The sequence below is a fragment of the Pseudomonas azerbaijanoccidentalis genome (assembly GCF_019145495.1).
In the GTDB taxonomy this organism is placed as follows: Bacteria; Pseudomonadota; Gammaproteobacteria; order Pseudomonadales; family Pseudomonadaceae; genus Aquipseudomonas; species Aquipseudomonas azerbaijanoccidentalis.
Genome location: NZ_JAHSTU010000001.1, coordinates 1,118,587 through 1,144,396, shown reverse-complemented (window position 1 = coordinate 1,144,396; position 25,810 = coordinate 1,118,587). Strand labels below are relative to the sequence as shown.

The 25,810-nt window shown below is 60.9% G+C and carries 22 protein-coding genes; 13 read left to right on the top strand and 9 right to left on the bottom strand.

Annotated features, from left to right (window positions below; translation table 11 throughout):
• Nucleotides 1-5 precede the first annotated feature (5 nt).
• Nucleotides 6-1,127 (top strand): agmatine deiminase family protein, encoded by a 1,122-nt coding sequence (locus KVG88_RS04810; protein WP_150702454.1) that lies wholly within the window; start codon nt 6-8, stop codon nt 1,125-1,127.
• A 118-nt stretch (nt 1,128-1,245) separates the two neighbouring features.
• Entirely contained in the window at nt 1,246-2,244 is a 999-nt protein-coding gene (locus tag KVG88_RS04805; RefSeq protein WP_150702455.1) for a bile acid:sodium symporter family protein, read from the top strand.
• 45 nt (nt 2,245-2,289) lie between these two features.
• On the opposite strand, the gene KVG88_RS04800 is transcribed toward KVG88_RS04805, so the two are convergent.
• Nucleotides 2,290-4,077 carry an IlvD/Edd family dehydratase gene (locus KVG88_RS04800; RefSeq protein WP_217870498.1) on the bottom strand — a complete coding sequence of 596 codons (1,788 nt, stop codon included), beginning with the start codon at nt 4,075-4,077 and terminating at the stop codon, nt 2,290-2,292.
• Nucleotides 4,078-4,125: 48 nt separating this feature from the next.
• A complete protein-coding gene (locus tag KVG88_RS04795) occupies nt 4,126-5,307 on the bottom strand; it encodes a fumarylacetoacetate hydrolase family protein (RefSeq protein WP_217870497.1) in 1,182 nt (393 codons plus the stop codon).
• Nucleotides 5,308-5,421: 114 nt separating this feature from the next.
• Here KVG88_RS04795 and KVG88_RS04790 point away from each other — a divergent pair, with 114 nt between their 5' ends.
• The 5 genes from KVG88_RS04790 (at nt 5,422) to KVG88_RS04770 (ending at nt 11,180) form a co-directional block, all read left to right on the top strand.
• Entirely contained in the window at nt 5,422-6,372 is a 951-nt protein-coding gene (locus KVG88_RS04790) for a LysR family transcriptional regulator (RefSeq protein ID WP_150702458.1), read from the top strand.
• A gap of 128 nt (nt 6,373-6,500) precedes the next feature.
• Complete coding sequence (locus KVG88_RS04785) at nt 6,501-8,081, top strand: aldehyde dehydrogenase (NADP(+)) (protein WP_217870496.1); 1,581 nt, start codon at nt 6,501-6,503, stop codon at nt 8,079-8,081.
• A gap of 91 nt (nt 8,082-8,172) precedes the next feature.
• The gene (locus KVG88_RS04780) at nt 8,173-9,555 is read left to right on the top strand and encodes an MFS transporter (protein ID WP_217870495.1); all 1,383 of its coding nucleotides are present in this window, start codon (nt 8,173-8,175) and stop codon (nt 9,553-9,555) included.
• The gene (locus KVG88_RS04775) at nt 9,552-10,292 is read left to right on the top strand and encodes an SDR family oxidoreductase (protein WP_217870494.1); all 741 of its coding nucleotides are present in this window, start codon (nt 9,552-9,554) and stop codon (nt 10,290-10,292) included. The genes KVG88_RS04780 and KVG88_RS04775 overlap by 4 nt, the downstream gene beginning before the upstream one ends.
• Before the next feature lie 39 nt (nt 10,293-10,331).
• Entirely contained in the window at nt 10,332-11,180 is an 849-nt protein-coding gene (locus tag KVG88_RS04770; protein ID WP_217870493.1) for an ureidoglycolate lyase, read from the top strand.
• A gap of 69 nt (nt 11,181-11,249) precedes the next feature.
• Here the strand turns inward: KVG88_RS04770 and KVG88_RS04765 are convergent, their stop codons facing one another.
• From KVG88_RS04765 to pdxR, 3 genes are all read right to left on the bottom strand, one after another.
• On the bottom strand, nt 11,250-12,515 hold the full coding sequence (locus KVG88_RS04765; protein ID WP_217870492.1) for an MFS transporter: 1,266 nt from the start codon (nt 12,513-12,515) through the stop codon (nt 11,250-11,252).
• Nucleotides 12,516-12,535: 20 nt separating this feature from the next.
• Entirely contained in the window at nt 12,536-13,606 is a 1,071-nt protein-coding gene (locus KVG88_RS04760; protein ID WP_217870491.1) for a sugar phosphate isomerase/epimerase family protein, read from the bottom strand.
• Nucleotides 13,607-13,691: 85 nt separating this feature from the next.
• Nucleotides 13,692-15,224 (bottom strand): MocR-like pyridoxine biosynthesis transcription factor PdxR, encoded by a 1,533-nt coding sequence (pdxR, locus tag KVG88_RS04755; RefSeq protein WP_217870490.1) that lies wholly within the window; start codon nt 15,222-15,224, stop codon nt 13,692-13,694.
• Between the two features lie 181 nt (nt 15,225-15,405).
• Between pdxR and KVG88_RS04750 the strand changes: the two genes are divergently transcribed.
• Both KVG88_RS04750 and KVG88_RS04745 read left to right on the top strand, forming a co-directional pair.
• Nucleotides 15,406-15,786, top strand: a complete 381-nt coding sequence (locus KVG88_RS04750) for a RidA family protein (RefSeq protein ID WP_010459079.1) — start codon at nt 15,406-15,408, stop codon at nt 15,784-15,786.
• Between the two features lie 227 nt (nt 15,787-16,013).
• Nucleotides 16,014-18,011: a peptidase U32 family protein gene (locus tag KVG88_RS04745; RefSeq protein WP_217870489.1), complete on the top strand. Its 1,998-nt coding sequence runs from the start codon at nt 16,014-16,016 to the stop codon at nt 18,009-18,011.
• 96 nt (nt 18,012-18,107) lie between these two features.
• On the opposite strand, the gene KVG88_RS04740 is transcribed toward KVG88_RS04745, so the two are convergent.
• Nucleotides 18,108-18,512 (bottom strand): RidA family protein, encoded by a 405-nt coding sequence (locus KVG88_RS04740; RefSeq protein ID WP_150702468.1) that lies wholly within the window; start codon nt 18,510-18,512, stop codon nt 18,108-18,110.
• 121 nt (nt 18,513-18,633) lie between these two features.
• Between KVG88_RS04740 and KVG88_RS04735 the strand changes: the two genes are divergently transcribed.
• The gene (locus tag KVG88_RS04735) at nt 18,634-19,554 is read left to right on the top strand and encodes a LysR family transcriptional regulator (RefSeq protein ID WP_217870488.1); all 921 of its coding nucleotides are present in this window, start codon (nt 18,634-18,636) and stop codon (nt 19,552-19,554) included.
• Between the two features lie 219 nt (nt 19,555-19,773).
• On the opposite strand, the gene msrA is transcribed toward KVG88_RS04735, so the two are convergent.
• From msrA to KVG88_RS04720, 3 genes are read right to left on the bottom strand one after another with little or no spacing between them, the layout of a single operon-like run.
• Nucleotides 19,774-20,280 carry a peptide-methionine (S)-S-oxide reductase MsrA gene (msrA, locus tag KVG88_RS04730; RefSeq protein WP_217870487.1) on the bottom strand — a complete coding sequence of 169 codons (507 nt, stop codon included), beginning with the start codon at nt 20,278-20,280 and terminating at the stop codon, nt 19,774-19,776.
• Nucleotides 20,281-20,331: 51 nt separating this feature from the next.
• A complete protein-coding gene (locus KVG88_RS04725; protein ID WP_150702471.1) occupies nt 20,332-20,835 on the bottom strand; it encodes a copper chaperone PCu(A)C in 504 nt (167 codons plus the stop codon).
• The gene (locus tag KVG88_RS04720; protein ID WP_150702472.1) at nt 20,835-21,440 is read right to left on the bottom strand and encodes an SCO family protein; all 606 of its coding nucleotides are present in this window, start codon (nt 21,438-21,440) and stop codon (nt 20,835-20,837) included. The genes KVG88_RS04725 and KVG88_RS04720 overlap by 1 nt, the downstream gene beginning before the upstream one ends.
• A gap of 242 nt (nt 21,441-21,682) precedes the next feature.
• Between KVG88_RS04720 and KVG88_RS04715 the strand changes: the two genes are divergently transcribed.
• The 3 genes from KVG88_RS04715 to nirD all read left to right on the top strand — a co-directional run bounded on the left by KVG88_RS04715 (nt 21,683) and on the right by nirD (nt 25,790).
• Nucleotides 21,683-21,883 carry a YbdD/YjiX family protein gene (locus tag KVG88_RS04715; RefSeq protein ID WP_150702473.1) on the top strand — a complete coding sequence of 67 codons (201 nt, stop codon included), beginning with the start codon at nt 21,683-21,685 and terminating at the stop codon, nt 21,881-21,883.
• 968 nt (nt 21,884-22,851) lie between these two features.
• Nucleotides 22,852-25,413 carry a nitrite reductase large subunit NirB gene (gene nirB, locus KVG88_RS04710; protein WP_217870486.1) on the top strand — a complete coding sequence of 854 codons (2,562 nt, stop codon included), beginning with the start codon at nt 22,852-22,854 and terminating at the stop codon, nt 25,411-25,413.
• Nucleotides 25,413-25,790, top strand: coding sequence for a nitrite reductase small subunit NirD (gene nirD, locus KVG88_RS04705; protein WP_217870485.1), 378 nt, complete (start codon nt 25,413-25,415; stop codon nt 25,788-25,790). Before nirB ends, nirD begins: the two co-directional genes overlap by 1 nt.
• Nucleotides 25,791-25,810 lie beyond the last annotated feature (20 nt).

Sequence of the window (25,810 nt, the reverse complement as noted above, 5' to 3'; positions counted from 1 at the left end):
GACACATGCCCACGCGTCGCGAATTCATCAAACAAGTATCGGTTGCCGCCGGCATGACAGCCGCTTTCATGGGCCTTGGCCTGAGCCCCGCGCAAGTGCTTGCAGCAGGCGAGGGCCGTTGGTACATGCCGGATGAAGGCGACAAGCATCAACAGGCGTTCATCGCGTTTGGCGCCCAGGACGCCATCTGGGAAGACTTCACCGTCGACGTTCAAGCGGCACTGGGCCTGATCGCGCGGACCATCGCCGGTTATGAACCCGTCACCGTGTTCTGTCGCGACAGCGAACGGGATCTGGCCGAAGAACATTGCGGTACGAAGAACGTCACCTACGTCATCACCGAACTCGACGACATCTGGATGCGCGACATCGGCGCCAATTTCGTCATCGATGACAAGGGTGGCCTCGGCGCGGTGGATTTCAACTTCAACGGCTGGGGCAACAAGCAGCGCCACAGCAAGGACGCGCAGGTGGCCGCGCTGGTGGCCGAAACCGAAGAAGCACGTTACTTGCGCAGCGAGCTGGTGGGTGAGGGCGGTGGCATCGAGGTCGATGGCCACGGCACCGGGATCATGACCGAAAGCAGCTGGATCAATAAAAATCGCAACCCCGACTGGACCAAAGCCGAGGTCGAACAGGCGCTGAAGGAGCGCCTGGGTTTGCGCAAAATCATCTGGTTGCCCGGCATCAAGGGCAAGGACATCACTGACGCCCACGTCGATTTTTATGCCCGCTTCGTCAAGCCGGGCGTGGTGATCGCCAACCTCGACAATGACCCGCAGTCCTACGACTACAAGGTCACCCGTGTTCACCTGGAGATCCTGAAAAACGCCACGGACGCCGATGGCCGGCCGTTGCAGGTGCATACCGTGTCGCCACCGCTCAAGCCGCGGCAGAGCAAGTTCAGCCGTAACAACCCGGATTTCGCCGCGGGCTATATCAACTACTTCGTGATCAACGGCGCCATCATCGCGCCAGAGTTTGGTGACAAGGCCGCCGACCGCAAAGCCTTCGATCTGCTGTCGGGGCTTTATCCTGACCGGGAAGTGGTGCAGCTGAATATCGACGCGATCTCTGCCGGTGGCGGCGGTATTCACTGCGTGACCAGCCATCAGCCGAAGGTTTGATCAAATTGAAGCGCTGATTTGTCCTTTAGGCGACATGTACTGGCTTATTAGCGTTAGTCGGTAATTCGCCGCAGGCGTACAGTCGAGATCACGTTCCTGGCCAACCCGGATGATCCCGATGACTCGCCCGCGCTTTTTACCCGACAACTTCACCCTGACCCTGATCGGGGTGGTCATTCTCGCCAGTTTGCTGCCGGCCAGCGGTCAAGTCGCCGTTGGCTTCGGTTGGCTGACCAACATTGCCATTGCCCTGCTGTTTTTCCTGCACGGGGCCAAGCTGTCGCGCGAATCGATCATTGCCGGCGCCGGCCACTGGCGCCTGCATTTGCTGGTGTTCGGCCTGACCTTTGTCCTGTTCCCGTTGCTGGGTCTGGCGCTCAAGCCGTTCCTGTCGCCGTTGATTGGCGACAACCTCTACATGGGCATGCTCTACCTCTGCGCATTGCCCGCCACGGTGCAGTCGGCGATTGCCTTTACGTCGTTGGCGCGAGGGAATATTCCGGCGGCGATTTGCAGCGCGGCGGCGTCGAGCCTGTTCGGGATCTTTCTCACGCCGTTGCTGGTGACGTTGTTGCTGGACGTGCACGGCGATGGCGGCTCGACAGTCGATGCCATCCTGAAAATCAGCGTGCAACTGTTGCTGCCGTTCGTGGCCGGGCAGATCGCCCGTCGCTGGATCGGCGCGTGGGTGGCGCGCAACAAGAGCTGGCTGAAGTTCGTGGACCAGGGTTCGATTTTGCTGGTGGTGTATGGCGCGTTCAGTGAAGCGGTGATCGAAGGCATCTGGCATCAGATTCCGTTGCGGGATCTGGCCGGTTTGGTGGTGGCCTGCTGCGTGCTGTTGGGGCTGGTACTGGTGGCCTCTACCGTGCTCGGCAAGGTCTGTGGCTTCAGTCAGGAAGACCGCATCACCATTCTCTTTTGTGGCTCGAAGAAAAGCCTGGCCACCGGCGTGCCCATGGCGCAGGTGCTGTTCGCCGGCAGCACCATTGGTGTGCTGATCCTGCCCTTGATGCTGTTCCATCAGATCCAGTTGATGGTCTGCGCGGTACTCGCCCAGCGCTACGCCAATCGCCCGGAATCGGTGCCCGAGCTGATGGGGCAAGTCGATCCTTGATGGCGTCCAGCTAACTCATCGGTTAGCCGGACGCTCACGGGCCGGTCAGTGCGAATGCCGGGGCTCGCCACCGCTGCGGGCGATCACTCGCAAGTGCAGGGTGGCCGGTTCCAGGCAGCCGCCGGTGGACAGTTGCCCGACCAGCTGCCGGTAGAGTTCCTGCCACGGGGTTTGTGAGGCCGGGATGTTCGGCGTCCATGCGGCGCGACGGCGTTCCATTTCAGCTTCATCGACCAACAGGTTGACCGACCTGGCGTTGAGGTCCACACGCAGGCGGTCGTTGGTTTTGAGCAGCGCCAGGCCACCCCCCACGGCGGCTTCCGGGGACATGTTGAGAATCGACGGGCTGGCCGAGGTGCCGCTTTGGCGACCGTCGCCCAGGCAGGGCAGGGAGTCGATGCCCTGCTTGATCAGCGCCGCCGGCGGGGCCATGTTCACCACTTCGGCACTGCCGGGATAACCCACGGTGCCGGCGCCACGAATCACCAGGATGCAGCGCTCGTCGATATCCAGTGCCGGATCGTCGATGCGGGCGTGGTAGTCCTCCGGACCTTCGAACACGATGGCGCGCGCTTCGAAGCTGTTTTCCGCGCCAGGTTCGGACAGGTACGTCTTGCGAAACGCTTCGCCCACCACCGACATTTTCATGATCGCGCTATCGAAGAAGTTACCGCTCAGCACAATGAAACCGGCACGGTGCTTGAGCGGGGTTTCGAACGGGTAGATTACGTCGGCGTTGCTGGTCAGCGTGCTGCTGACGATCTCGCCGATGGTTTTGCCGCTGACCGTGGCGCAGTCTTCGTGCAGGCGCCCGGCCTTTTGCAGTTCGTGCATGACCGCCGGCACACCGCCCGCGCGGTGGAAGCCTTCGCCCAGGTACTTGCCCGCCGGCATGCAGTTGACCAGCAGCGGCACGTCTTCGCCGATGCGTTGCCAGTCGTCGAGGCTCAGTTCGACGCCCATGTGCCGGGCGATGGCGATCAAGTGCGGCGGGCAGTTGCTCGATGCGCCCAATGCCGAGGCCACGGCGATGGCGTTCTCGAATGCTTCGCGGGTCATGATTTGCGACGGGCGTACGTCCTGCATCACCAGATCGCAGATGCGCTTGCCTGTGGCGTAGGCCATTTGCCCACGTTCACGGTACGGCGCCGGAATGCTCGCGCAACCGGGCAACGACATGCCCAGGGCTTCGGCCAGTGCGTTCATCGACAATGCCGTGCCCATGGTGTTGCAGTGGCCCACAGAAGGCGACGCTGCCGTGGTCATTTCCATGAAGCCTTCGTAGTCGATTTCCCCGGCAGCCATCAGGTTGCGCGCATGCCACAGCACGGTCCCGGAACCGATCAGCTCACCTTTGTGGTGGCCGTCGAGCATCGGCCCTCCAGACAGGACGATGGAAGGCAGGTCGGTGGTCGCCGCGGCCATCAGGCAGGCGGGGGTAGTTTTGTCACAACCGGTGGTGAGCACCACGCCGTCGAGCGGGTAGCCGTGCAGGATCTCTACCAGTCCCAGATACGCCAGGTTGCGGTCGAGTGCGGCGGTCGGACGGCGCGACTGCTCGGCAATCGGGTGCACCGGGAACTCCATGGGAATGCCCCCGGCATCGCGGATGCCGGCCTTGACCCGTTGCGCCAGTTCCAGGTGATGGCGGTTGCACGGGGTCAGGTCGCTGCCGGTCTGGGCGATGCCGATGATCGGACGGCCCGATTGCAGTTCTTCACGGGTCATCCCGTAGTTCATGTAGCGTTCGACGTACAGGGCAGTCATGTCCGCGTGGGCAGGGTCGTTGAACCACTGCTCGCTGCGCAGGCGGCGCTTTGGGGTGTCACTCATGATTCAGGTCTCTCTTGTAATTGGATGAATCGACAATCTGTTGCGGCTTCAGCGGGCGAGCAGTCCCCGAGACGCGAGGTTGCGCAGCAACGCGCTGACGCCAAAGGTCCACGGCGTGGCCTCGCAGCTGTGGGTCACCTGGTTGTGCAGGCTGCCCAGCAACGGGCTGCTGATGCTGACCCGGTCACCCAGTTTGTGGGTGAATCCGCTGCCGACATGATCGCGATCTTCGGTGGGGGCGAACAGGGTACCGAGAAACAGCAGAAAACCATCGGGATATTGGTGATTGGCATTCAACGTCTGGCCGGCCAGGTCCTGCGGGTCTCGGCTGATCTGGCTCATGGAGCTGGAGCCGTGCATGCGGTAACCGTCTTCGCCCTGTACCTGCAGATCGACCACGCAGGCCCGCACATCATCGAGGCTGAATTGCTCGTCGAACAGGCGAATGAACGGCCCGATCGAGCAGGACGCATTGTTGTCCTTGGCCTTGCTCAGCAGCAGCGCGCTACGGCCTTCGAAATCCCGCAGGTTGACGTCGTTGCCCAGCGTTGCGCCATGGATCTGCCCACGGCTGTTCACCGCCAGCACCACTTCCGGCTCCGGGTTGTTCCACTGCGAACCTGGGTGAATGCCGATCCGGTTGCCGCTGCCGACGGCGGCGAGCACCGGGGCCTTGGTGAAAATTTCTGCGTCCGGGCCGATGCCGACTTCCAGGTATTGCGACCACATGCCTTGCTCAATCAGCAGGGCTTTCAAACGCATGGCCTGCTCGGAGCCCGGAACGATCGAGCGCAGGTTGTCGCCGATCACGGCGTGCACGGTGGCTCGCACGGCTTCGGCTTTTGCCGCGTCACCGCCGGCCTGCTCTTCGATCACGCGCTCGATCATGCTGGCGGCAAAGGTGACACCGGCGGCTTTGATCACTTGCAGATCCAGCGGAGGCAGCAAGTGCGGTTTTGACGGATCGGCATCGGGACCGGTGTTGGCCAGCAGTTCTTCGAGGCTGGCAATGAACGTCCCCGGTGTCTGCCGCACGGCTGCCAGCGGTGCGTCTGATTCCAGCAAGTCACTGAGTGTCGCGAAACGATCCGACAGGTCGAACACGCCATCGGCGCGCAGGACAATCGGCGAAGGCCCGGCGATCGTGCCCGGAACCCAGGCGCGACCGATCAAAGTACCGGCCACGCCATCGACCGGCAGTGTGTTTTCGGGAGTAAGCATTAGCGACATGGCGAATCTTCCTGGTTCGTAAAGCCTTCACGCTAGGGCGGGCAGTCGATAAACTCCAATGAGATATATTCAGTATTCGATAACGCCAGGTTATTACCTCGTCGAGGAACGCACATGTCAGAACTGTCCTTTTCCAGCTTCTGCGGTTGGCTCAAATTCAGGCATTTGCTGCTGATCGACACGTTGGGGCGCACACGCAACATGCATTTGGCGGCCCAACAGATGAACCTGAGCCAGCCGGCCATCAGCAAGATGCTCAAGGAAATCGAAAGCCTGTTGGGCTTTGCCCTGTTCGAGCGCCAGCCACGGAGCATGCCGCCCACGGCGCTGGGCGAACATGTGCTGCGCTATGCGCAGATTGCCTTGAACGATGCGCGCTCGTTCGTCGAGCAAATCAGCAGCCTGCGCGAAGGCGGGCATGGTCATCTCAAGGTCGGCGGAATTTTCGCGGCGACCGCGGTCGCCTTGCCCGAAGCCATTTTGCAGATCAAGCAGCGCTCGCCACTGCTGTCGATCGAAGTGGTGGAGCAAACCAGTAATCACCTGATGGAAATGCTCGAAGAGAAGAAGCTCGACCTGGCTGTTGCACGCTTCACCGATCAGAGCCAGCAGCAACGCTATGACTTTCAGCCGCTGGCGCCCGAACCGTTCTGCATCGTGGTCAACAATCGCCATCCATTGGCCGACGCCGGCCCGACGTCGTTGCAGCAGCTGGTGGACCTGCCGTGGATTCTCTACCCGGTCGGTACGCCGATTCGCGCACGCATGGAACTGGCCTTTGCCGAAGCCGGGGTCGGGATGCCGCGCAACACCGTCGACACCATTTCCATGCAGACCTTCCTTCAGGTTTTGCAGCGCGGGCCCATGATCGGCATGTTGCCCAATGCGATGGTCCATCCGCTGCTCGACAGCGGTCAGCTGAAAACCCTCGACACGCCGTTGCACCTGGTTCCACAGGATTACGGCATCCTCACCCGCAAAGGCGAGCCGTTGGTTGGCGCGGCGCTGGAGTTTGCCGAAATTCTCAAGGAGAACGCGCGATTGGCCCGTGATTCGGCCAGTTGAAACGCGCAAAACCCTTGGTGCATTTCGATAACGATCCGTTATCGGTTAATCCAAAAATGCCATTGGGAAAGAATCGGTTCACGACAGTAGAGTATCGACCAGCTTCCAATCAGGGTCAGGAGACTGTCATGCCCGAACTGTCCGGACACAATTTCATCGCCGGTGGCCGCAGCGCCGTCGGCTCGGTGATGCTGCACAGCGTTGACGCGACTACCGGTCAAGCACTGCCGACCGCATTCATACAAGCCACGGCCGAAGAAGTGGACGCGGCCGCCCAAGCAGCCCATCAGGCCTACCCGATCTACCGCCATTTGGCTGCCGAGCGTCGAGCGCAATTCCTTGAGGCCATCGCGGCCGAACTGGATGCACTGGGCGAAGATTTCATCAGCCTGGTTTGCCAGGAAACCGCATTGCCGGCGGCGCGTATTCAGGGTGAAAGAGCCCGTACCAGCGGTCAGATGCGCTTGTTTGCGCAGACCTTGCGTCGCGGTGATTTCTACGGTGCCCGCATTGATCTGCCGATGCCTGAACGCAAGCCATTGCCTCGCGGCGATCTGCGCCAGTGTCAACTGGGTGTCGGGCCGGTGGCGGTGTTCGGTGCCAGCAATTTTCCCTTGGCGTTCTCCACGGCCGGTGGTGACACCGCCGCCGCATTGGCGGCCGGTTGCCCAGTGGTGTTCAAGGCGCACAGCGGGCACATGGCGACGGCCGAACGAGTGGCCGAAGCGATCATCCGCGCCGCTGAAAAAACCGCGATGCCTGCGGGCGTGTTCAATATGATTTTCGGTGCCGGCGTCGGTGAAGCACTGGTCAAGCATCCGTTGATTCAGGCGGTGGGTTTCACCGGGTCGCTAAAAGGGGGACGGGCGCTGTGTGACATGGCCGCCGCGCGCCCACAACCGATTCCGGTGTTCGCCGAAATGAGCAGCATCAACCCGGTACTGGTGTTGCCGCAGGCCTTGCAGGTGCGTGGCGAACGCATTGCCGCTGAGTTGGCAGCTTCGGTGGTGATGGGTGCGGGTCAGTTCTGCACCAACCCCGGTTTGGTCATTGGTATTCGCTCACCGGCGTTCACTGCATTTGTGCAGACGCTCAGTACCTTGATGGCCGATCAACCGGCGCAAACCATGCTCAATGCTGGCGGCCTGCGCAGCTATGAGCAGGGTTGCGATTCCTTGCTGGCGCATCCGCAGATCACGCATCTGGCGGGGCAGGCGCAACAGGGGCATCAGGCGCAGGCGCAATTGTTCAAGGCCGATGTCAGCCTGTTGTTGACCGGCAATGAGCTGTTGCAGGAAGAAATCTTTGGCCCGGCCACCGTGGTGGTTGAGGTGGCAGATCGCGCCGAGTTGCTGGCGGCGTTGCAGGGCTTGCGCGGGCAACTGACCGCCACCCTGCTGGGCGAAGCGGCCGAGCTGGAACAGGCCGCGGACCTGGTGGCGGTGCTGGAGCAAAAGGTTGGCCGCGTGTTGATCAACGGCTACCCCACCGGCGTGGAAGTGTGTGACGCGATGGTCCACGGCGGTCCCTGGCCGGCAACGTCCGATGCCCGTGGCACCTCGGTGGGCACCCTGGCCATCGAGCGCTTTTTGCGCCCGGTGTGCTACCAGAATTTCCCCGATGCCTTGCTCCCCGAGGCCCTGAAGAACAGCAACCCACTGGGGCTGACGCGCCTGGTTAACGGAGAAAAAACCGCCCAGGCACTCTAGCCATCGCTTTACCGCCGGGCGAACTGCTCGCTCGGCGTGACCCATTCGATAAAAACAATCAGGCATGTCCACATGCCCAGGGGTTACCTCCATGCAAACGATATCCGAGCATTTGCCCGCGCAGGCGCAAGCCAGCCAACTCGATTTTGAAGACCGGACCTACCGCAAAGTCATCTGGCGCATCCTGCCTGTCCTGCTGCTGTGCTACATGGCGGCGTACCTGGACCGCGTCAACATCGGCTTTGCCAAGCTCGACATGCTCAACGAGCTGCAATTCAGCAACACCATCTATGCCTTGGGCGCGAGCATGTTTTTCTGGGGCTACTTCCTGTTCGAAGTGCCGAGCAACCTGTTGCTGCATCGCTTCGGCGCACGATTCTGGATTGCCCGGATCATGTTGAGCTGGGCGGTGATCTCCATGGCCGTGGCCTACACCGTTCCGTTGGCGGGCTTCTTCCACATCGAATCGAGCACGATGTTCTACACGTTGCGCTTCTTGCTGGGCATCTGTGAAGCCGGCTTCTTTCCGGGCGTGATTCTTTACCTCAACTACTGGTTTCCAACCCACCGCCAAAGCCGGGTGATGTCCGGGTTCTTGATGGCCATGCCAATCAGCCTGACCCTGGGCGGTATCCTGTCCGGCTGGTTGATGAACAGCATGCAAGGCGTGCACGGCATGTCCGGTTGGCAGTGGATGCTGATCATCGAGGGCATCCCTTCGATCATCATGGCGTTCGTGGTGATCGTCTGCCTGGCCGACAACATCGACAAGGCCAAGTGGCTGTCGGCGGCGGAAAAAGCCATGCTCAAGGCCAATCTGCAAACCGACAACCAAGGCAAGGCTTCACGCCTGAGCGAAGTGTTCTTCAACCCCCGCGTGTGGCTGCTGGTGCTTATCCTGCTGACCTTCAACACCGGCTTCTATGGCCTGGCGTTCTGGATGCCGTCGATTATCAAGAGCACCGGCATCACCAACAGCCTGCACATCGGTTTCCTGACGGCCATTCCTTACGCAGTGGCGGTGGTGGCGATGTTGCTCAATGCCCGTCACTCCAACCGCACCGGCGAGCGTCGGCTGCATGCGGCGATTCCGGCCTTCATCGGCGGCGTGGGGCTGATGCTCAGTGCGTTCTTCGCCGACAACCTGGTGCTTTCGGTGCTGTTTCTCAGCGTTGCCGCCTCGGGGATACTCAGCCTGATGCCGATTTTCTGGACCTTGCCAGGCACCGTGCTGTCGGGTGTCGCGGCGGCTGCCGGGATCGGCATGATCAACGCCATCGGCAATCTGTCCGGGTTCACCGGATCGATGATCACCGCCGTCGCGGAAAACCTCACCGGCAATATCAATAACGGCACTTACGTTTTGGCAGCCTGCCTGTTTGTCAGCGGCGGACTGATCCTGATGATCCCCGCGGCGATGCTCGGCAGAACGCCGAAAACCGCCGCCACCAACGCCAAGCTGGAGACTGCATGAACCTGCAGAACAAACGGGTACTGGTCACGGCGGCCGGCCAGGGTATCGGGCTGGCCAGTGCCATGGCGTTTGCCGAGGCGGGCGCCGAGGTGTATGCCAGTGACATCGACATTCACGCACTGGCGGGCATCGAAGGCATCAACGCGATTACCCTGGACGTGACGTCGACCAGTGCCATCAGCGACGCCTGTGAGCGCATCGGTGCGCTGGATGTATTGTTCAACTGCGCCGGCTACGTGCACAGCGGCAATATTCTTGAGTGTGACGAAGCGGCCTGGGCGCGTTCGATGGACATCAATGCCACCGCCATGTACCGCATGATCCGCGCGTTTCTGCCGGGCATGCTGGCGCGGGGCGGCGGCTCGATCATCAACATGTCGTCGGTGGTTTCCAGCGTCAAGGGCGTGCCCAACCGGTTCGCCTATGCTGCCAGCAAGGCGGCGGTGATCGGTCTGACCAAAGCGGTCGCGGCCGATTTCATCGGCCAGGGCATTCGCTGCAACGCGATCTGCCCCGGCACCGTGGAGTCACCGTCGCTGCGCCAACGCATCGCTGCCCAAGCCGCACAACAGGGCGTCGATGAAGCGCAGGTCTACCAGCAATTCCTCGATCGCCAGCCCATGGGCCGGATCGGCACGGCGCAAGAAATCGCCCGGTTGGCTGTGTACCTGGGCAGCGATGCTTCGTCGTACACCACCGGCGGTGTGCACGTGATCGATGGCGGCATGAGCATCTGAAATCCGCGTTCGTATTTTTGGTTTAAGCAGGAGAGCCCCATGAAACTGTTGCGATATGGCGAAAAAGGTTCGGAAAAGCCCGGCCTGCTGGACGCCGACAATCAGCTGCGTGACCTTTCGGCCCACGTCACGGATATCGCCGGGCAGGCCCTGACCCCGGCCGGCCTGGCGGCACTGGCCGCGATTGATCCCGCCAGCCTGCCGATCGTACCGGGCCAGCCACGGATTGGCGCGTGCGTCGGACAGGTCGGAAAATTCATCTGCATCGGTTTGAACTACGCCGACCACGCCGCCGAGTCGGGCATGGAAGTGCCGAAAGAGCCGATCATCTTCAACAAATGGACCAGCGCCATTTGCGGCCCGAACGACAACATCGAGATCCCTCGCGGTGCGCGCAAAACCGACTGGGAAGTGGAACTCGGCGTGGTCATCGGCAAGGGCGGGCGCTACATCGACGAAGCCAATGCGATGGAGCATGTCGCCGGCTATTGCGTGATCAATGACGTGTCAGAGCGTGAGTGGCAGTTGGAGCGCGGCGGCACTTGGGACAAGGGCAAGGGCTTCGACACCTTCGGCCCCCTCGGCCCGTGGCTGGTGACCCGCGATGAAGTGTCCGATCCGCATGCGCTGGACCTGTGGCTGGACGTTGACGGGCATCGTTACCAGAAGGGCAACACACGAACGCTGATCTTCAATGTGCCGCAGCTGATTGCCTACCTCAGCCGTTGCATGAGCCTGCAACCGGGCGATGTGATTTCCACCGGTACGCCGCCCGGCGTCGGGCTTGGGATCAAACCCGACCCGGTCTTCCTGCGCCCGGGGCAAACCATTCGTTTGGGCATTACCGGTCTTGGCGAGCAGCGTCAAACCACTGTGCAAGCGGATTGATGAGCACGCCATTGCCCCGGCAACATCCGGGGCAATGGCTAAGCACGGCGAGGTTTTTTACGGGGCGGCTCAGGCTTGTGCCGTGCTCACTGCAGCGTTAACCGTGGATTGGCGGCGCACGGTTTGATACAGCACGCTGGACACCAGGAACCCGAGAATCGCCAGCACGCTCATCAGGCTGAAGACGTAGTTGTAACCTTGTTGGCCGGGGAAGTGATCGAGGATTGAACCGTAGATCACATAGGCGAACATGCCCGGCGCATAACCGATCAGGCAACCAATGCCGAACGCCGAGCCAGTGATGTGCTGCGGGATGCCGACTTCGCCCATGGGTGCCCAGAACACGCCGCGCATGGAAAACACGATCAGCGCGAACGACAGGGTGGCGGCCATGCCTGCGTAGATGAAGTCCGGGCTTTTCGGGATCAGCATGATCACGCCCATCAGCGGCAGCAGGGCCAGAAATGCCCACTTCAGGTAACGACTGGTGCTCTTGAATTGCTTGTCGGCAATGAAGCCACCGGCGGGGCCACCGAGAATCTTCAGGAAATACTGGTTGATGATGCCGTAGGCACCCACCAGCGCCACGGGCAATCCGTACATTTCCTTGAGGTAGGGGATGAAGTAGGTCAGGCCGCAATACACGATGTAGACCATGAACACGTTAAGGCTGACCAGCCAGATGCCCGGGACCTTGACCGCTTCCAGCAGGTTCGACAAACCGTTCTTCGGTTTGGCGGTCGATTGCGTGGCGCCGCCCTTGAGCAGGAACCAGGTCAGCGTGCCGGCGAGAATGTCGATCACCGAGTAGAACAGAATCGCCGATTTCAGACCGGACTCGCCGGAGCCCATGGCGATGAACACGCCCAGTGCGGAAAAAGCCACCACCGTATCGATCACGCCACGCCCACCCTCCAGCAGGCCGAACAACCGACCCTGTTCCTGATCGTCACCCAGATTGCGAATGGCTTTGAGCAACGAAGGCCAGAAGATGCAATCGGCGCACACCGCCAGCAGGCTGAACACGATCAACAAATTGCTGAACGGTGGGAAGGTCGCGAGATAGAGGCCCAGGCAGCCGGTGCCGAGCAAGCCGATGGGGATCAGTTTGCGTGTGTCGAAACGGTCCGCGAGCATCCCGCCGACGACGAACAGCGCGGTGGCGATGATTGCGTTGGCGCTCAGCAGCACACCGATTTCAGTGTGGCTCAAGCCCATGAATTCCTGCATGGGCACGTAGAACGCGTCCTTGAGGTTCGCCAGTTTGTAGATGGTGCCGCCACCGAGAATGAGGATCAGGAATCTGAGCCATTTGGCCTTGTTTTGGATTGTCATTGTTGTTCTCCACGTCAAGTTCAGGCGTTGCTGCGGTTGTCCAGGGTCAGTTCGGCGAGGGTGCGAAACTCGGCCAGCAGGCCGCGGACATAGGCGACCTGGTTGTTGGCCCAGCGGTGTTCGTCCGCCAGCATGCGTTCCAGCGAGTAACCGCCCGGCAGCGGTGTGTCGCTCATTTCCCGGTAGGCAATGAAGGGGTCGGCCGCTTCGTCTGTCTGACGGAACGCCGGCGCCACGTAGTGGTTTTCCTGCTCAAGGATGAAAGCGATCACTTGTGGCGTGGACTCGCCCAGCATCAGCAGTTCGAACAGCATCCGGGCATTGGGCAGGTCGTCTTCGTCACTGCCTTGCAGCACGCCGTAGTGGCCGAAACCGTTTTGCTCGGGGACCACTCGCACGCCCTTGAGGTGGGTCTGGCGGATGTGCGGCGCCAGTGTTTGCAGCGCCTGCAAGGGCTGCTCGCAGGCATTGATCATGTTGCCGAAGTCGAACAAGGCGTGCAGGCGAGGGTGGTTGAGGCGGGTCAACAGATCTGCGATCTCGCCGCTCTTGAGCTCTTCATGCTGTTCGAAGTCGAAGTACAGATCGTGTTCGTCGGCCTGCTGCGCGAGGTAGTGCAGGTCGGTCTCGATGATGTCCATGACCCGCGACAACATGCCTTCGTAGCGCGAGTAGACGCGGATGTTGCGCACGCCCAACGCCTTGGCAATGCTGATCACCTGATCGACATCTTTTTTGCGTGTGCTGCTGATTTCCAGATGCACGTCCAGTTCCAGCGCTTTGGCCTTGGCCGCGAACGCCTGAAGCTGCGCGGCGGTCATTTGGCTGAGGCTGTTTTCCTCACCGTCGAGCAAGTGCAGGCTCAGCCCCTGAAGCTCGTGGCGATAGGCGAAATCGAGCATGTCGGCGGGCGTGACACGGCCATGGGTCAGGTTGGTCAGCAGGGGATAGGCATGGGCAAACAAGCGCAATTGCTGGAGGCGCGCCAGCAGCTGGCGGGCCAGTGCCTGGGTCAGCACGGGAGGCGCTTCGGCCCCGGTCGCCTTGTGGCTGAGCAAGGCGTTGAATCGTTCCTGGATCTTATTGTTCATTCGAGTGATTCCTGGTTCAGACGCCGGGTCTCCCGGCGCAGCCTTTATCGCGCCAGTCAGGAACTCTCGATAGATCCATTACTATTTAATTGATAAGACCACTTTGCTCATTTGGCGGGGCCGAATAGGCACCAATGCTGATCAGCGCCTGAGCCAGCGCTTCGACGCGTTCCCGGGCCTTGTCCGCCGGCGTGCCGGCAAAACCGATCAACAGCGCCGGGGGCAGGTAGTTCTGCAGGCAGTAGTCGCTCAGGGCGTAGGTGTGGATGTTGTGCCGGGCCAGCTCCTTGGCGAGGGTGTCGGCGTCCAGTTCGGCGGGCAGCCAGGCAATCAGGTGCATGCCGGCTTCAACCGGGGTGATGCTGAAAAAATCCCCCAGTTGCTCATGCAATTGCTCGACCAGCGCTTGCTGGCGCGCCTGATACAGCGCACGCATGCGGCGGATATGTCCGAGGAAATGGCCCTCACTCATGAAGTCGGCGGTCACCGCTTGCAAGAGGGTTGGCGGGCTGCGATCCATGACCGCTCGCAGGGTGCAAAAAGGTTCGATCAAGGCGTGGGGCAGGATCACATAGCCCAGGCGCAGGGAGGGAAACAGGACCTTGCTGAACGTGCCGACGTAAATCACCCGAGCGCGTTGGTCCATGGCGTACAGCGCCGGCAAAGGGCGGCCGCTGTAGCGAAACTCGCTGTCGCAATCATCCTCGATGATCCAGCTCTGGTATTGCGCGGCCCAATCGATGAGCGCCTGACGCCGCGCGTAGCTCATGGTCACGCCCAAGGGATGCTGGCGAGAAGGGGTGGTGAACACCAGCCGCGCATCAGGGCATTCAGCCAGGCCCTGGACGATGTCGATCCCCTGATCGTCGATACGCAACGGCACCACCTGCGCGCCCTGGGCCTGGAGCGCGATGCGCGCGGCGATGTGTCCGGGGTCTTCCATCCACACGCTGTCCTGCGGATTGAGCAGCAACATGCCGAGCAGGTTGAAGGCTTGCTGTGCGCCGGAAACAATCACCACTTGCTCGGCCGTGCAGTCGATACCGCGGGCATCGAAGACGTATTCGGCAATCGCCGTGCGCAAGGCCAGCAACCCTTGCAGTTCGCCGTAACCGAGCATGGCCTTGGTCGGCTTGTGCAGGTGACGGCTCATCAGGCGCTTCCAGATGTGCTGCGGGAAGGCGTCGTACGTGCTGTGGCTGGGCAGGAACGAGGTCGGGCTCGCCGGATCCCAGTCGGCATAGGACACCCCACTAAAATGCTTGCTGCGCAGCGATAGCATCGACTGGCTCAGGTCCGATAGCCGAGGCGGCTGGCGCTGTTGTTCGTCGTCGACACCGCCGCGGCTTTCCCACTCATTGCCCACGTAAGTCCCGGCGCCGGTGCGCGACGCCAGAAAGCCTTCGGCGATCAACTGGTCGAACGCATTCAGGATGGTGATCCGCGACAGCGCAAGCTCGGTGCTCAGTGTTCGGGTCGACGGCAGGCGCACGCCCCCTTGCAGGCGCCCGGACAGTATCTGTTTGCGGATCTGCAGGTAGAGCTGACGGTAAAGGGGAATCGAGCTGGCACGGTCCAGTTCTATGCCCGACAACAGCAGGCCGGCAGGGGATTTCATGACAGGCTCGCATGGAGGGAGTGAGGTGATGAGCGCAAGGGTATCCAGAGGCAATGGATAAGTCACTCTGTTGACATGGCGGATGGGCGAACAAAAAACATGCGGTAAACTGCGCGTGCAAAAGGCATCGCTGCGATGTACCGCGGCGGCGCCCCTTTACCTCATCAAGCAAGAGAGTCCCATGGCCAACCAAGACATCACGTTCACACCCGATCCTGACGCAGACTCCATTTCTTCCGACGTCGCCGGTTTCGGCGGCATGCTGGTTTCGACCCAGATCCCGACCCGCGCCGACGGTAGCCTGGAACTTGGCGATATCACCCTGCAAAGCGAATGCACCTTGCAGGCGCTCAAAGTGGCGCTTGAACGTGCCGGCAGCTCCATGGACCGCGTGTTGCACCTGACCATCTACCTCACCGACATGGCCGACCGCGCCGCATTCAACGAAGTCTACAAGCGCTTCTTCGCCAAGCCATGGCCCGTACGCGCCGCTGTTGGCGTGGCTGCATTGGCGGTGGAAGGCATGCGCGTGGAAGTCACCGCGATGGCGGCCAAGGCCTGACCGCAGCAACACACAAAACCTGTGGGAGCGGGCTTGCTCGCGAAGGGGCCATTTGATCCAGCATCATCATTGGCCAGAGATATCGCCATCGCGGGCAAGCCCGCTCCCACAGGGATTGGGGCCAGTCAGGCCAAAGCGAACGCCACCCGGCAGCCTACGGATGCCCGTCAGGCGATTCGCCGCTACAATGCACGCCTCGACCGTGACAGCCTGACTAAAAAAATATTATGTCCCTGCCCAAACATCATCTGGAATTGCTCAGCCCCGCCCGCGACGTAGCCATCGCCCGCGAGGCCATTCTGCATGGCGCCGATGCCATCTACATCGGCGGCCCGAGCTTCGGCGCCCGCCACAACGCCTGCAACGAAGTGAGCGAGATCGCCGAACTGGTGGAATTCGCCCGTCGCTATCACGCGCGGGTGTTCACCACCATCAACACCATCCTGCACGACAACGAGCTGGAGCCGGCCCGCAAGCTGATCCACCAGTTGTACGACGCCGGTGTCGACGCGCTGATCGTCCAGGACCTGGGCGTGATGGAGCTGGATATCCCGCCGATCGAGCTGCACGCCAGTACCCAGACCGACATCCGCACCCTGGCGCGGGCGAAGTTCCTCGATCAGGCCGGTTTTTCGCAACTGGTGCTGGCCCGCGAACTGAACCTGCAGGAAATCCGCGCCATTGCCGACGAAACCGACGCGGCCATCGAGTTTTTCATTCACGGTGCCTTGTGCGTGGCGTTCTCCGGGCAGTGCAACATCTCCCACGCGCAGACCGGTCGCAGTGCCAACCGTGGCGACTGCTCCCAGGCCTGCCGTTTGCCGTACACCCTCAAAGATGAAAAGGGTGGCGTGATCGCTTACGAAAAGCACCTGCTGTCGATGAAAGACAACAACCAGAGTGCCAACATCCGCGCACTGGTCGAGGCTGGCGTGCGCTCGTTCAAGATCGAGGGCCGCTACAAGGACATGGGTTATGTGAAGAACATCACGGCCTATTACCGCCAACGCCTCGACGCCGTGCTCGAAGAACGTCCGGATCTGGCCCGTGCCTCCAGCGGCCGCACCGCGCATTTCTTCCTGCCCGACCCGGAAAAAACCTTCCACCGTGGCAGCACCGATTACTTCGTCACCGACCGCAAGATCGACATCGGCGCCTTCGACTCGCCGACCTTCACCGGTTTGCCGGTGGGCGTGGTCGAGAAAGTCGCCAAACGCGACATGCTGGTCGTGACGCACGAGCCGCTGTCCAACGGTGACGGCCTCAACGTGCTGGTCAAGCGTGAAGTGGTGGGTTTCCGCGCCAACATCGCCGAAGCCAAAGGCGAATTCGAGGAAGACGGCGAGAAGCGTTATCGCTATCGCGTCGAGCCCAACGAAATGCCGGAAGGCATGTACAAGTTGCGCCCCAACCATCCGCTCAATCGCAACCTCGATCACAACTGGCAGCAGGCGTTGCAAAAGACTTCTGCCGAGCGTCGTGTGGCCCTGCGTTGGGTCGCGCGCCTGCGGGAAGAGCAGCTTGAATTGACGGCGACCAGTGAAGAGGGTGTCAGCGCCAGCGTCACGTTGAATGGTCCGTTCGGCGCAGCCAACAAACCGGAACAGGCGCTGGAGCAATTGCAGGATCTGCTCGGCCAGTTGGGGACCACGCAGTACCATGCCATCGACATCAAGCTCGATGCGCCGCAGGCGTACTTCATCCCTAACTCGCAGCTCAAGGCCTTGCGCCGTGAGGTGATCGAAGTTTTGACCGCAGCACGGATCGCCGCCCACCCGCGTGGCGGTCGCAAAGCCGAAACCACGCCACCCCCGGTGTACCCTGAGTCGCACCTGTCGTTCCTGGCCAACGTCTACAACCAGAAGGCCCGCGACTTCTATCACCGTCACGGGGTCAAGCTGATCGACGCGGCGTACGAGGCGCACGAGGAGGCGGGCGAGGTGCCGGTGATGATCACCAAGCATTGCCTGCGTTTCTCCTTCAACCTGTGCCCCAAACAGGCCAAAGGCGTGACCGGCGTGCGCACCAAGGTGGCGCCGATGCAACTGATTCACGGCGATGAAGTGCTGACGCTGAAGTTCGACTGCAAGCCTTGTGAAATGCACATCATCGGCAAGATGAAGGGGCACATCCTTGGCTTGCCACAACCGGGCAGCGTTCAGCCGGTGGTGGGTTACATCAGCCCCGACGACCTGCTGAAAACCATCCCGCGCGCGCCGCACTAAGCGCTGAAGTGCCTTGTGATGGGAGCCTGCTATCGATGGCGTTGACTGAATCGACGCTATCGCGAGCAGGCTTGCTCCTGCACGGGCTATCAACGGTTAGCTTGCAGAGGTTTCCGGGAGCCTGGCGATGACCTTGATCTCGAACGCAAACCCATAGAGCCAGGTAACGCCGACGGCGGTCAACGTCGGATGCGGTGCCTGGCCCCAGAACTCCGGCACCACCTTCCAGATCCTCTCGAACGTCGATTGAGGATCGACCATGAAGACGGTGACGTCCACCACATCATCGAAACTGCTGCCGGCAGCGCTGAGAATCGCGTTCAGGTTGTTGAACGCTTGCCGGACCTGAGCCTCAAGATCTTCCTCGGGCGAGCCATCCTCGTTACTGCCTACTTGCCCCGACACAAACAAAAAGCCATTGGAGCGGATCGCCGGCGAGTAGCGATTGCGCTCGTAAAGTGCCTGGCGTCCCACTGGAAAAACAACATCACGCTGACTCATGACAACCTCCTTCGATTAACGATAGAGGGACTCTACGGGCCGGCACTTGCCCGATAAACGCGCAACTGCAACTATCACTGTTTGGGAATCCCAAATAATCCCACAGCAATTCGGGGCAGGTATGGACCGTTTCGATGCAATGCAGGCGTTTGCCCGGGTGGTGGAGGCGGGCAGCTTCACCAAGGCTGCCGAGACCTTGCACATGAGCAAAACCAGCGTCACACAACTGGTGCAGCAGCTAGAGGCGCGCTTGCGGGTCAAATTGCTCAACCGTACGACCCGCAAGGTCAACGTCACCGCCGACGGCGCCGTTTACTATGAGCGTGTGGTGCGGCTGCTGGCCGATCTGGACGATGCCGAAACCAGCCTGTCGAGTGCCTCGACTGCGCCCCGGGGACGGCTGCGGGTGGATGTGCCCAGTCCGCTGGCGAGCATGATCCTGGTCCCGGCGATGCCGGAATTTCACGCCCGATACCCGGATATCCAGATCGACATGGGCGTCAGCGATCGCATCGTCGATCTGATCGACGAGCACGTCGATTGCGTGGTGCGCGGTGGCGAGCTGACCGACCAATCGTTGATGGCCCGGCGGGTGGGCGACCTGCAACTGGGTGTGTTTGCGGCGCCGAGCTATCTGCAACGTCTCGGCACGCCTGTGCACCCACGGGATCTTGAAGACTCCGAACATCGCATTGTCGGTTTTTTGTGGGCGCGCACCGGCAAAGCCGTGCCCTACGCTTTGCGTAACCACAACGAAAGTCTTGAGATCAAAGGGCGCTACGTGTTGGCGGTCGACGATGGCAACGCCTACATCGCTGCGGGCCTGGCCGGAATGGGCGTTCTGTGGTTGCCCGAATACATGTCCAAGCCCTATTTAGCACGCGGTGAACTGGTGCCACTGTTCGAAGGCTGGCAGCTCGACCCGATGCCGCTTTACGTGGCGTTCCCGCCGAACCGGCACATCAGCCGCAAGGTCCGTGTATTCATCGACTGGGTCGCTGAACTGATGGCCCGGCACGCGCCGGTTCAAAGCGCAAAGTAGACGGGCATGGCCATCGGCGTGCGATTGATTTGCATGAGGATGAGGGGGGTGAGCACCGCAAAGCGAAAGTGAAAAGCGAGGTGAATTCTGCGGGCGCACCGCGCCTGTAGGAGCTGCCGAAGGCTGCGATCTTGTTGATCCTGGTCTTGAAAAACCAAATCAAGAGATCGCAGCCTCGTTTCACTCGACAGCTCCTACAGGGGAAATGTTTTCGCTGCATTAGCCGCGTTTCGGCAGCGTCCAGTTCGGCCGAATGAAGTGGCAGGTGTAGCCATTGGGCAGGCGTTCGAGATAATCCTGATGTTCAGGCTCCGCTTCCCAGAACGGGCCGGCGGGTTCGATTTCGGTGACCACTTTGCCGGGCCAGAGGTCGGAGGCGTCAACATCGGCCACGGTGTCTTCAGCGACGCGCTTTTGCTCTTCGCTGAGGTAATAAATGGCCGAACGATAGCTGGTGCCCACGTCATTGCCCTGGCGATTCTGGGTGCTCGGGTCGTGGATCTGGAAGAAAAACTCGAGAATCTGCCGATAGCTGATCTGCGCCGGGTCGAAGACGATTTCGATCGCCTCGGCGTGGGTGCCGTGGTTGCGGTAAGTCGCATTGGGCACATCGCCGCCGGAGTAACCGACCCGCGTGGAGATCACGCCCGGTTTGCGTCGCAGCAGATCCTGCATGCCCCAGAAGCAGCCGCCAGCCAGAATGGCGGTTTCGGTGTTCGTTGTCATGGTGCGCACCTCCCATCAGACAACGGCCTCGTGGGGGAGGCCGTCAGACCCTCATTGCATTTTGCTGTGATCCATCTTGCTGTGATCCATGTTGCCGTGGTCCATCGTGTCGAGTGCACGCGCCGGGGCCTCGACCTTGATCGTTTCTTTCTCGCCCTTGGCGTTTTCCACGGTCAGGGTCAGCGGCACTTTGTCGCCTTCCTTGATTTGCGCGCTCAGGTTCATGAGCATGATGTGATAGCCATGGGGATCAAAGTTCACCGCTTTGCCGGCGGGCAGATCAACGGACTGGACCTGCTGCATGCTCATCACATCGTCTTTCATGCTCGACTGGTGAATCTGCACCAGCTTCGCCACCGGCGACTCAACGCTCAGCAGTTTGCTGTCGGTGTCTGCCTTGAGCGTCATGAAGGCGCCGCTCGAAGGCTGGCCGGCAACGGTCGCGCGGACCCAGGCGTCGTTGACCTGGGTTTGCGCCGATACCTGCCATGCCATGCCAATCAGGGACAGGCCCAGGGCCAATTGTTTAAAACGTGAAGCGCAGATCGAAGTCATCAGCAGACCTCCATGACGGTGAGCAAATCTTCTGCACACTCTTGAGCGGTAAGGGACGCGGACAGGCCAAGGCGCAGGTTGCCTCGGGAGTCGAACACGAAACTGGTCGCGGTATGCGAAAGGGTATAGGTGTCGCCGCTCGGGACCTTTTCGAAGAATACGCCGAACTCCTTGGCGGTGGCGGCGGTTTCTTCCAGGGTGCCGTACAGGGCTTCGAAACTCGGGTCGAAGGCCTTGACGTATTTGTCGAGCAGTTCAGGTGTATCGCGCTCGGGGTCCAGGGTGATGAAAACCACTTGCAGGCGCTCGCCATCGCGGCCCATGAGTTTTTTCGCCTGAGCGGCGCGGGCCAGCGTGGTCGGGCAGACGGCCGGGCACTGGGTGAAACCGAAGAAGATCATCGGCATCAGGCCCTGGTAGCTGCCCAGCATCCGGGTTTCGCCGTCAGTATCCTTGAGCTTGAAGGAACGGCCCATGATCTTGTCGCTCAGGTCCTTGCCGTACTTGAACGACAGCTTGCTGCTGTCGTCGCAGCCGGCAAGCAGGCCAAGGCTCAGCAAACTCATGCCTTGCAGGACCGTGCGACGGGAATACAACGTACTCATGAAAAAAAGCATCCTGTGTAGCGACAGATGGAACACAGTGCCTGACGGATCAGACGAAAAAAAGCGCAGGGATGTTAACAAACTGTTGCCCGTTGGCGCTTAATCGATGGCCGACCGGTCATGCGCCAAAAGGTCGCGGCCCTTCGATTACAGGAAAATACAATGCCTTGGCGCCTCGACACATTGCAGATACAAACATGGGGTTTGATAGGGGTGTCCAATACCTCAAAGAGAGTCTCGCCATGTTCCGTAAACTGCAGCAAGCCGTGCGTTTCTTGAGCCAGAGCGGGCGTTTGATGGTTGGCGTTCCGGATTACGATAACTACGTCGCACAGATGGCCATCAACCAGCCGGGCGAACCGGTGATGAGCTATGAGGCGTTTTTTCGGGAGCGTCAGGAAGCGCGGTTTGGGCGTGGGAAATGTAATACGCGGTGTTGCTGAACCTTCGACTGCCCAAAATCCCTGTGGGAGCCAGCCTGCTGGCGATGACGGACTGACCGCGACATCAATGCTGGCTGATACACCGCTATCGCCAGCAGGGCTAGCTCCCACAGGTTCTGTGTCTTGCTCAATAACCCCTGTGGGAGCCAGCCTGCTGGCGATGACGGACTGACCGCGACATCAATGCTGGCTGATACACCGCTATCGCCAGCAGGGCTAGCTCCCACAGGTTCTGTATCTTGCTCAATAACCCCTGTGGGAGCCAGCCTGCTGGCGATGACGGACTGACCGCGACATCGATGTTGGCTGAACACCGCTATCGCCAGCAGGGCTAGCTCCCACAGGTTCTGTGTCTTGCTCAATAACCCCTGTGGGAGCCAGCCTGCTGGCGATGACGGTCTGACCGCGACATCAATGCTGGCTGATACACCGCTATCGCCAGCAGGGCTAGGTCCCACAGGTTCTGTGTCTTGCTCAATAACCCCTGTGGGAGCCAGCCTGCTGGCGATGACGGACTGACCGCGACATCAATGCTGGCTGATACACCGCTATCGCCAGCAGGCTGGCTCCCACAGATTTTTGCGCACTTTTAAAGCGCGATGATCGACAACGTGCACCAGTGAGAAGCGGTTCCCTGATCCATTCCCGCCTGCGACATCAACCGCTGACAAGCCCGCTCACTTAGCCAAAAGCCTTGCCCACAAGGCTCTGCACGCATGTTTCCAGTCTCCGCGCTCGACTGGCACAAACACTGCATTAACCCCCTCAGCGCCATCTGAAAAAGATGGACCGCCCACTCGGTCAACGACGATCGATCAACCGCACAGGTCGTGGGCAATATCGGTGGATCAGGCATGGCCGTCTGGTTTCAACACCGCAAAAGAACAGGCAAAGACGCCTGGAACCGCAAGGTTTCAGGCGTTTTTTTTTGCTTTTTGAACCGTGATGGGCTTTGGGCAGGGTCGTTTATGAATTCCAATGTAGCCGCGTTGAACAAGCATCAAACGCTGATCGTGATCGGCAATGGCATGGTCGGGCATCACTGTGTCGAGCAATTGATCGAGCGCGGCGCCCTTGAGCGCTATCGCTTGCACGTTTTCAGCGAAGAGCCGATGCGCGCTTACGACCGTGTGCATTTGTCCGAATACTTTTCCGGCCGCGATGCCGAGTCGCTGGCGCTGAGTGACGCGTCGCTGTACCAGACGCCGGGCGTCACGCTGCACTTGGGCGTGCCGGTGCTGGAGATCGATCGCGAGCGTCGCCAGGTGATCACTTCGCAAGGTTGCTTCACTTACGACAAACTGGTCCTGGCCACCGGTTCCTACCCGTTTGTACCGCCGATCGAAGGCGCCGAAGGCGATTCACGGCTAGTGTACCGAACCCTCGAAGACCTTGATGCGATTCGTGCCGCAGCGGCCAATGCCAAACGCGGTGTGGTGGTCGGCGGTGGACTGCTCGGCCTCGAAGCGGCCAATGCCCTGAAAAGCCTGGGCCTTGAAGCGCACGTGGTGGAATTCGCGCCGCGCCTGATGCCAGTGCAACTGGATGACCTCGGTGGGTTGGCGCTGAAAGCGCAGATTGAACGGCTGGGCGTCGGTGTGCATCTGTCCCGCGCTACACAGTCGATCAGTGCCGGTGAGCAGTACCGCTACCGGATGAATTTCGCCAACGACGAATTCCTTGAAACCGACCTGATCGTGTTCTCTGCCGGTATCCGCGCGCAAGATGCACTGGCCCGCCAATGCGCGCTGGAGATCGGCCCGCGCGGTGGCGTGGTGATCGACGACACCTGCCTGAGTTGCGACCCGAACATCTACGCTATCGGCGAATGCGCATCGTGGAACGGCAGCCTCTTCGGCCTGGTCGCTCCGGGCTACCAAATGGCGCGTAGCGTGGCGGCACGGTTGTGCGATGACGCCGCCGAACCGTTCCAGGGCGCCGACATGTCGACCAAGCTCAAGCTGCTGGGTGTCGACGTCGGCTCCATCGGCGATGCCCACGCCAACACGCCGGGCGCACGCAGCTATCAGTTCATCGACGAAACCACCGCCAGCTACCGGCGCCTGGTAGTCGACGCCAGCGGCAAGCACGTACTCGGCGCGGTACTGATCGGCGACAACAGCTATTACGACACGCTGCTGCAATACATGCAGAACGCGATTGCCTTGCCGTCCGAGCCGGCCGCGCTGATTCTACCGTCTTCCGAAGGCGCGCCGACCCTCGGCCCGGGCGCCTTGCCGGAAGCGGCGACCATCTGCTCCTGCCACAACGTGACCAAGGGCGCGATTTGCTCAGCCATCGACGGAGGCTGCACCGACCTCGGCCTGCTCAAGTCGCAGACCAAGGCCTGCACCGGTTGCGGTGGTTGCGCCGGGTTGCTCAAGCAAGTCTTTGAACATGAGCTGATCGCCCGTGGGGTCAGCGTCGACAAGAGCCTGTGCGAACACTTCGCCTACACCCGCCAGGAACTGTATGCGCTGGTTCGGGTAGAAGGGGTGATCACCTTCGAAGAACTGCTGGCCAAACATGGCAAGGGACACACCGGTTGCGACGTGTGCAAACCGGCGGTGGGCTCGATCCTGGCGTCGTGCTGGAACCAGCCGATCATGGACCCGTCGCTGGTGCCGTTGCAGGACACCAACGACACGTTCATGGCCAACATGCAGAAAAACGGCACGTACTCCGTGGTCCCGCGCATTCCGGGTGGCGAAATCACCGCCGACAAACTGATCGCCATTGGTGTGGTGGCGAAGAAATACGACCTCTACACCAAGATCACCGGCGGCCAGCGCATCGACCTGTTCGGCGCGCAGTTGCATGAGTTGCCGGACATCTGGGCCGAGTTGATCGAAGCCGGTTTCGAAACCGGGCATGCCTACGGCAAATCGACCCGCACGGTGAAGTCCTGCGTCGGAAGCACCTGGTGCCGTTACGGCGTGCAGGACAGCGTGCAAATGGCCCTGACCATCGAAGACCGCTACAAGGGCCTGCGTTCGCCGCACAAGCTAAAATTCGCGGTGTCCGGATGCACCCGTGAATGCGCCGAAGCACAAAGCAAAGACGTGGGCGTAATCGCCACCGAGAAAGGCTGGAACCTCTACATCGCCGGCAACGGTGGCATGCGTCCACGGCATGCCGAGTTGTTCGCCACCGATCTGGACGATGCGACCCTGATCCGTTACATCGACCGCTTCCTGATGTTCTACATCCGCACCGCCGACAAGTTGCAGCGCACCTCGGTGTGGCGCGAAAGCCTGGAGGGCGGTCTGGACTACCTCAAGGACGTGATCATCCACGACAGCCTGGGCCTGGGTGCCGAACTTGAATCGCAAATGCAACTGGTGGTCAACCGCTACGAATGTGAATGGGCCAACGCCCTCAAAGACCCGGAAAAACTGAAGCGCTTCCGCACCTTCGTCAACGATAAACGCCCGGACCCGGACATCCATTTCGTCCAGGAGCGCGGTCAGCGGCGCCCGATCATGGCCGCCGAGCTCAACCTTATCCCTGTCACCGAGGAGAGTGTCTGATGAATCAGTCCAATACCCAACGCGCTGCACCTTTGGAAAATATCGACGTTTGGCAATCGGTGTGCAGCCAGCAGGATCTGGTGAACGATTCCGGGGTGGTGGTGTGGCTGGACGGCGCGCAGGTGGCGCTGTTCTACCTGCCGGGCGCAGAGGGCAAAAACCTCTTCGCCATCGACAACCATGACCCGCAATCCGGGGCCAACGTCATCGGCCGCGGCCTGATCGGCAGCATCAAGGGCGACCTGGTGGTGGCATCCCCCATCTACAAACAGCATTTCCGCCTTGAGGACGGCAGTTGCCTGGAATACCCGCAGCAGCGCTTGCGAACTTGGCCGGTACGGTTGAACGAAGGGCAGGTGGAAGTCGGGGTGGCCTGAGGAGGGAGCATGTAGCAGCT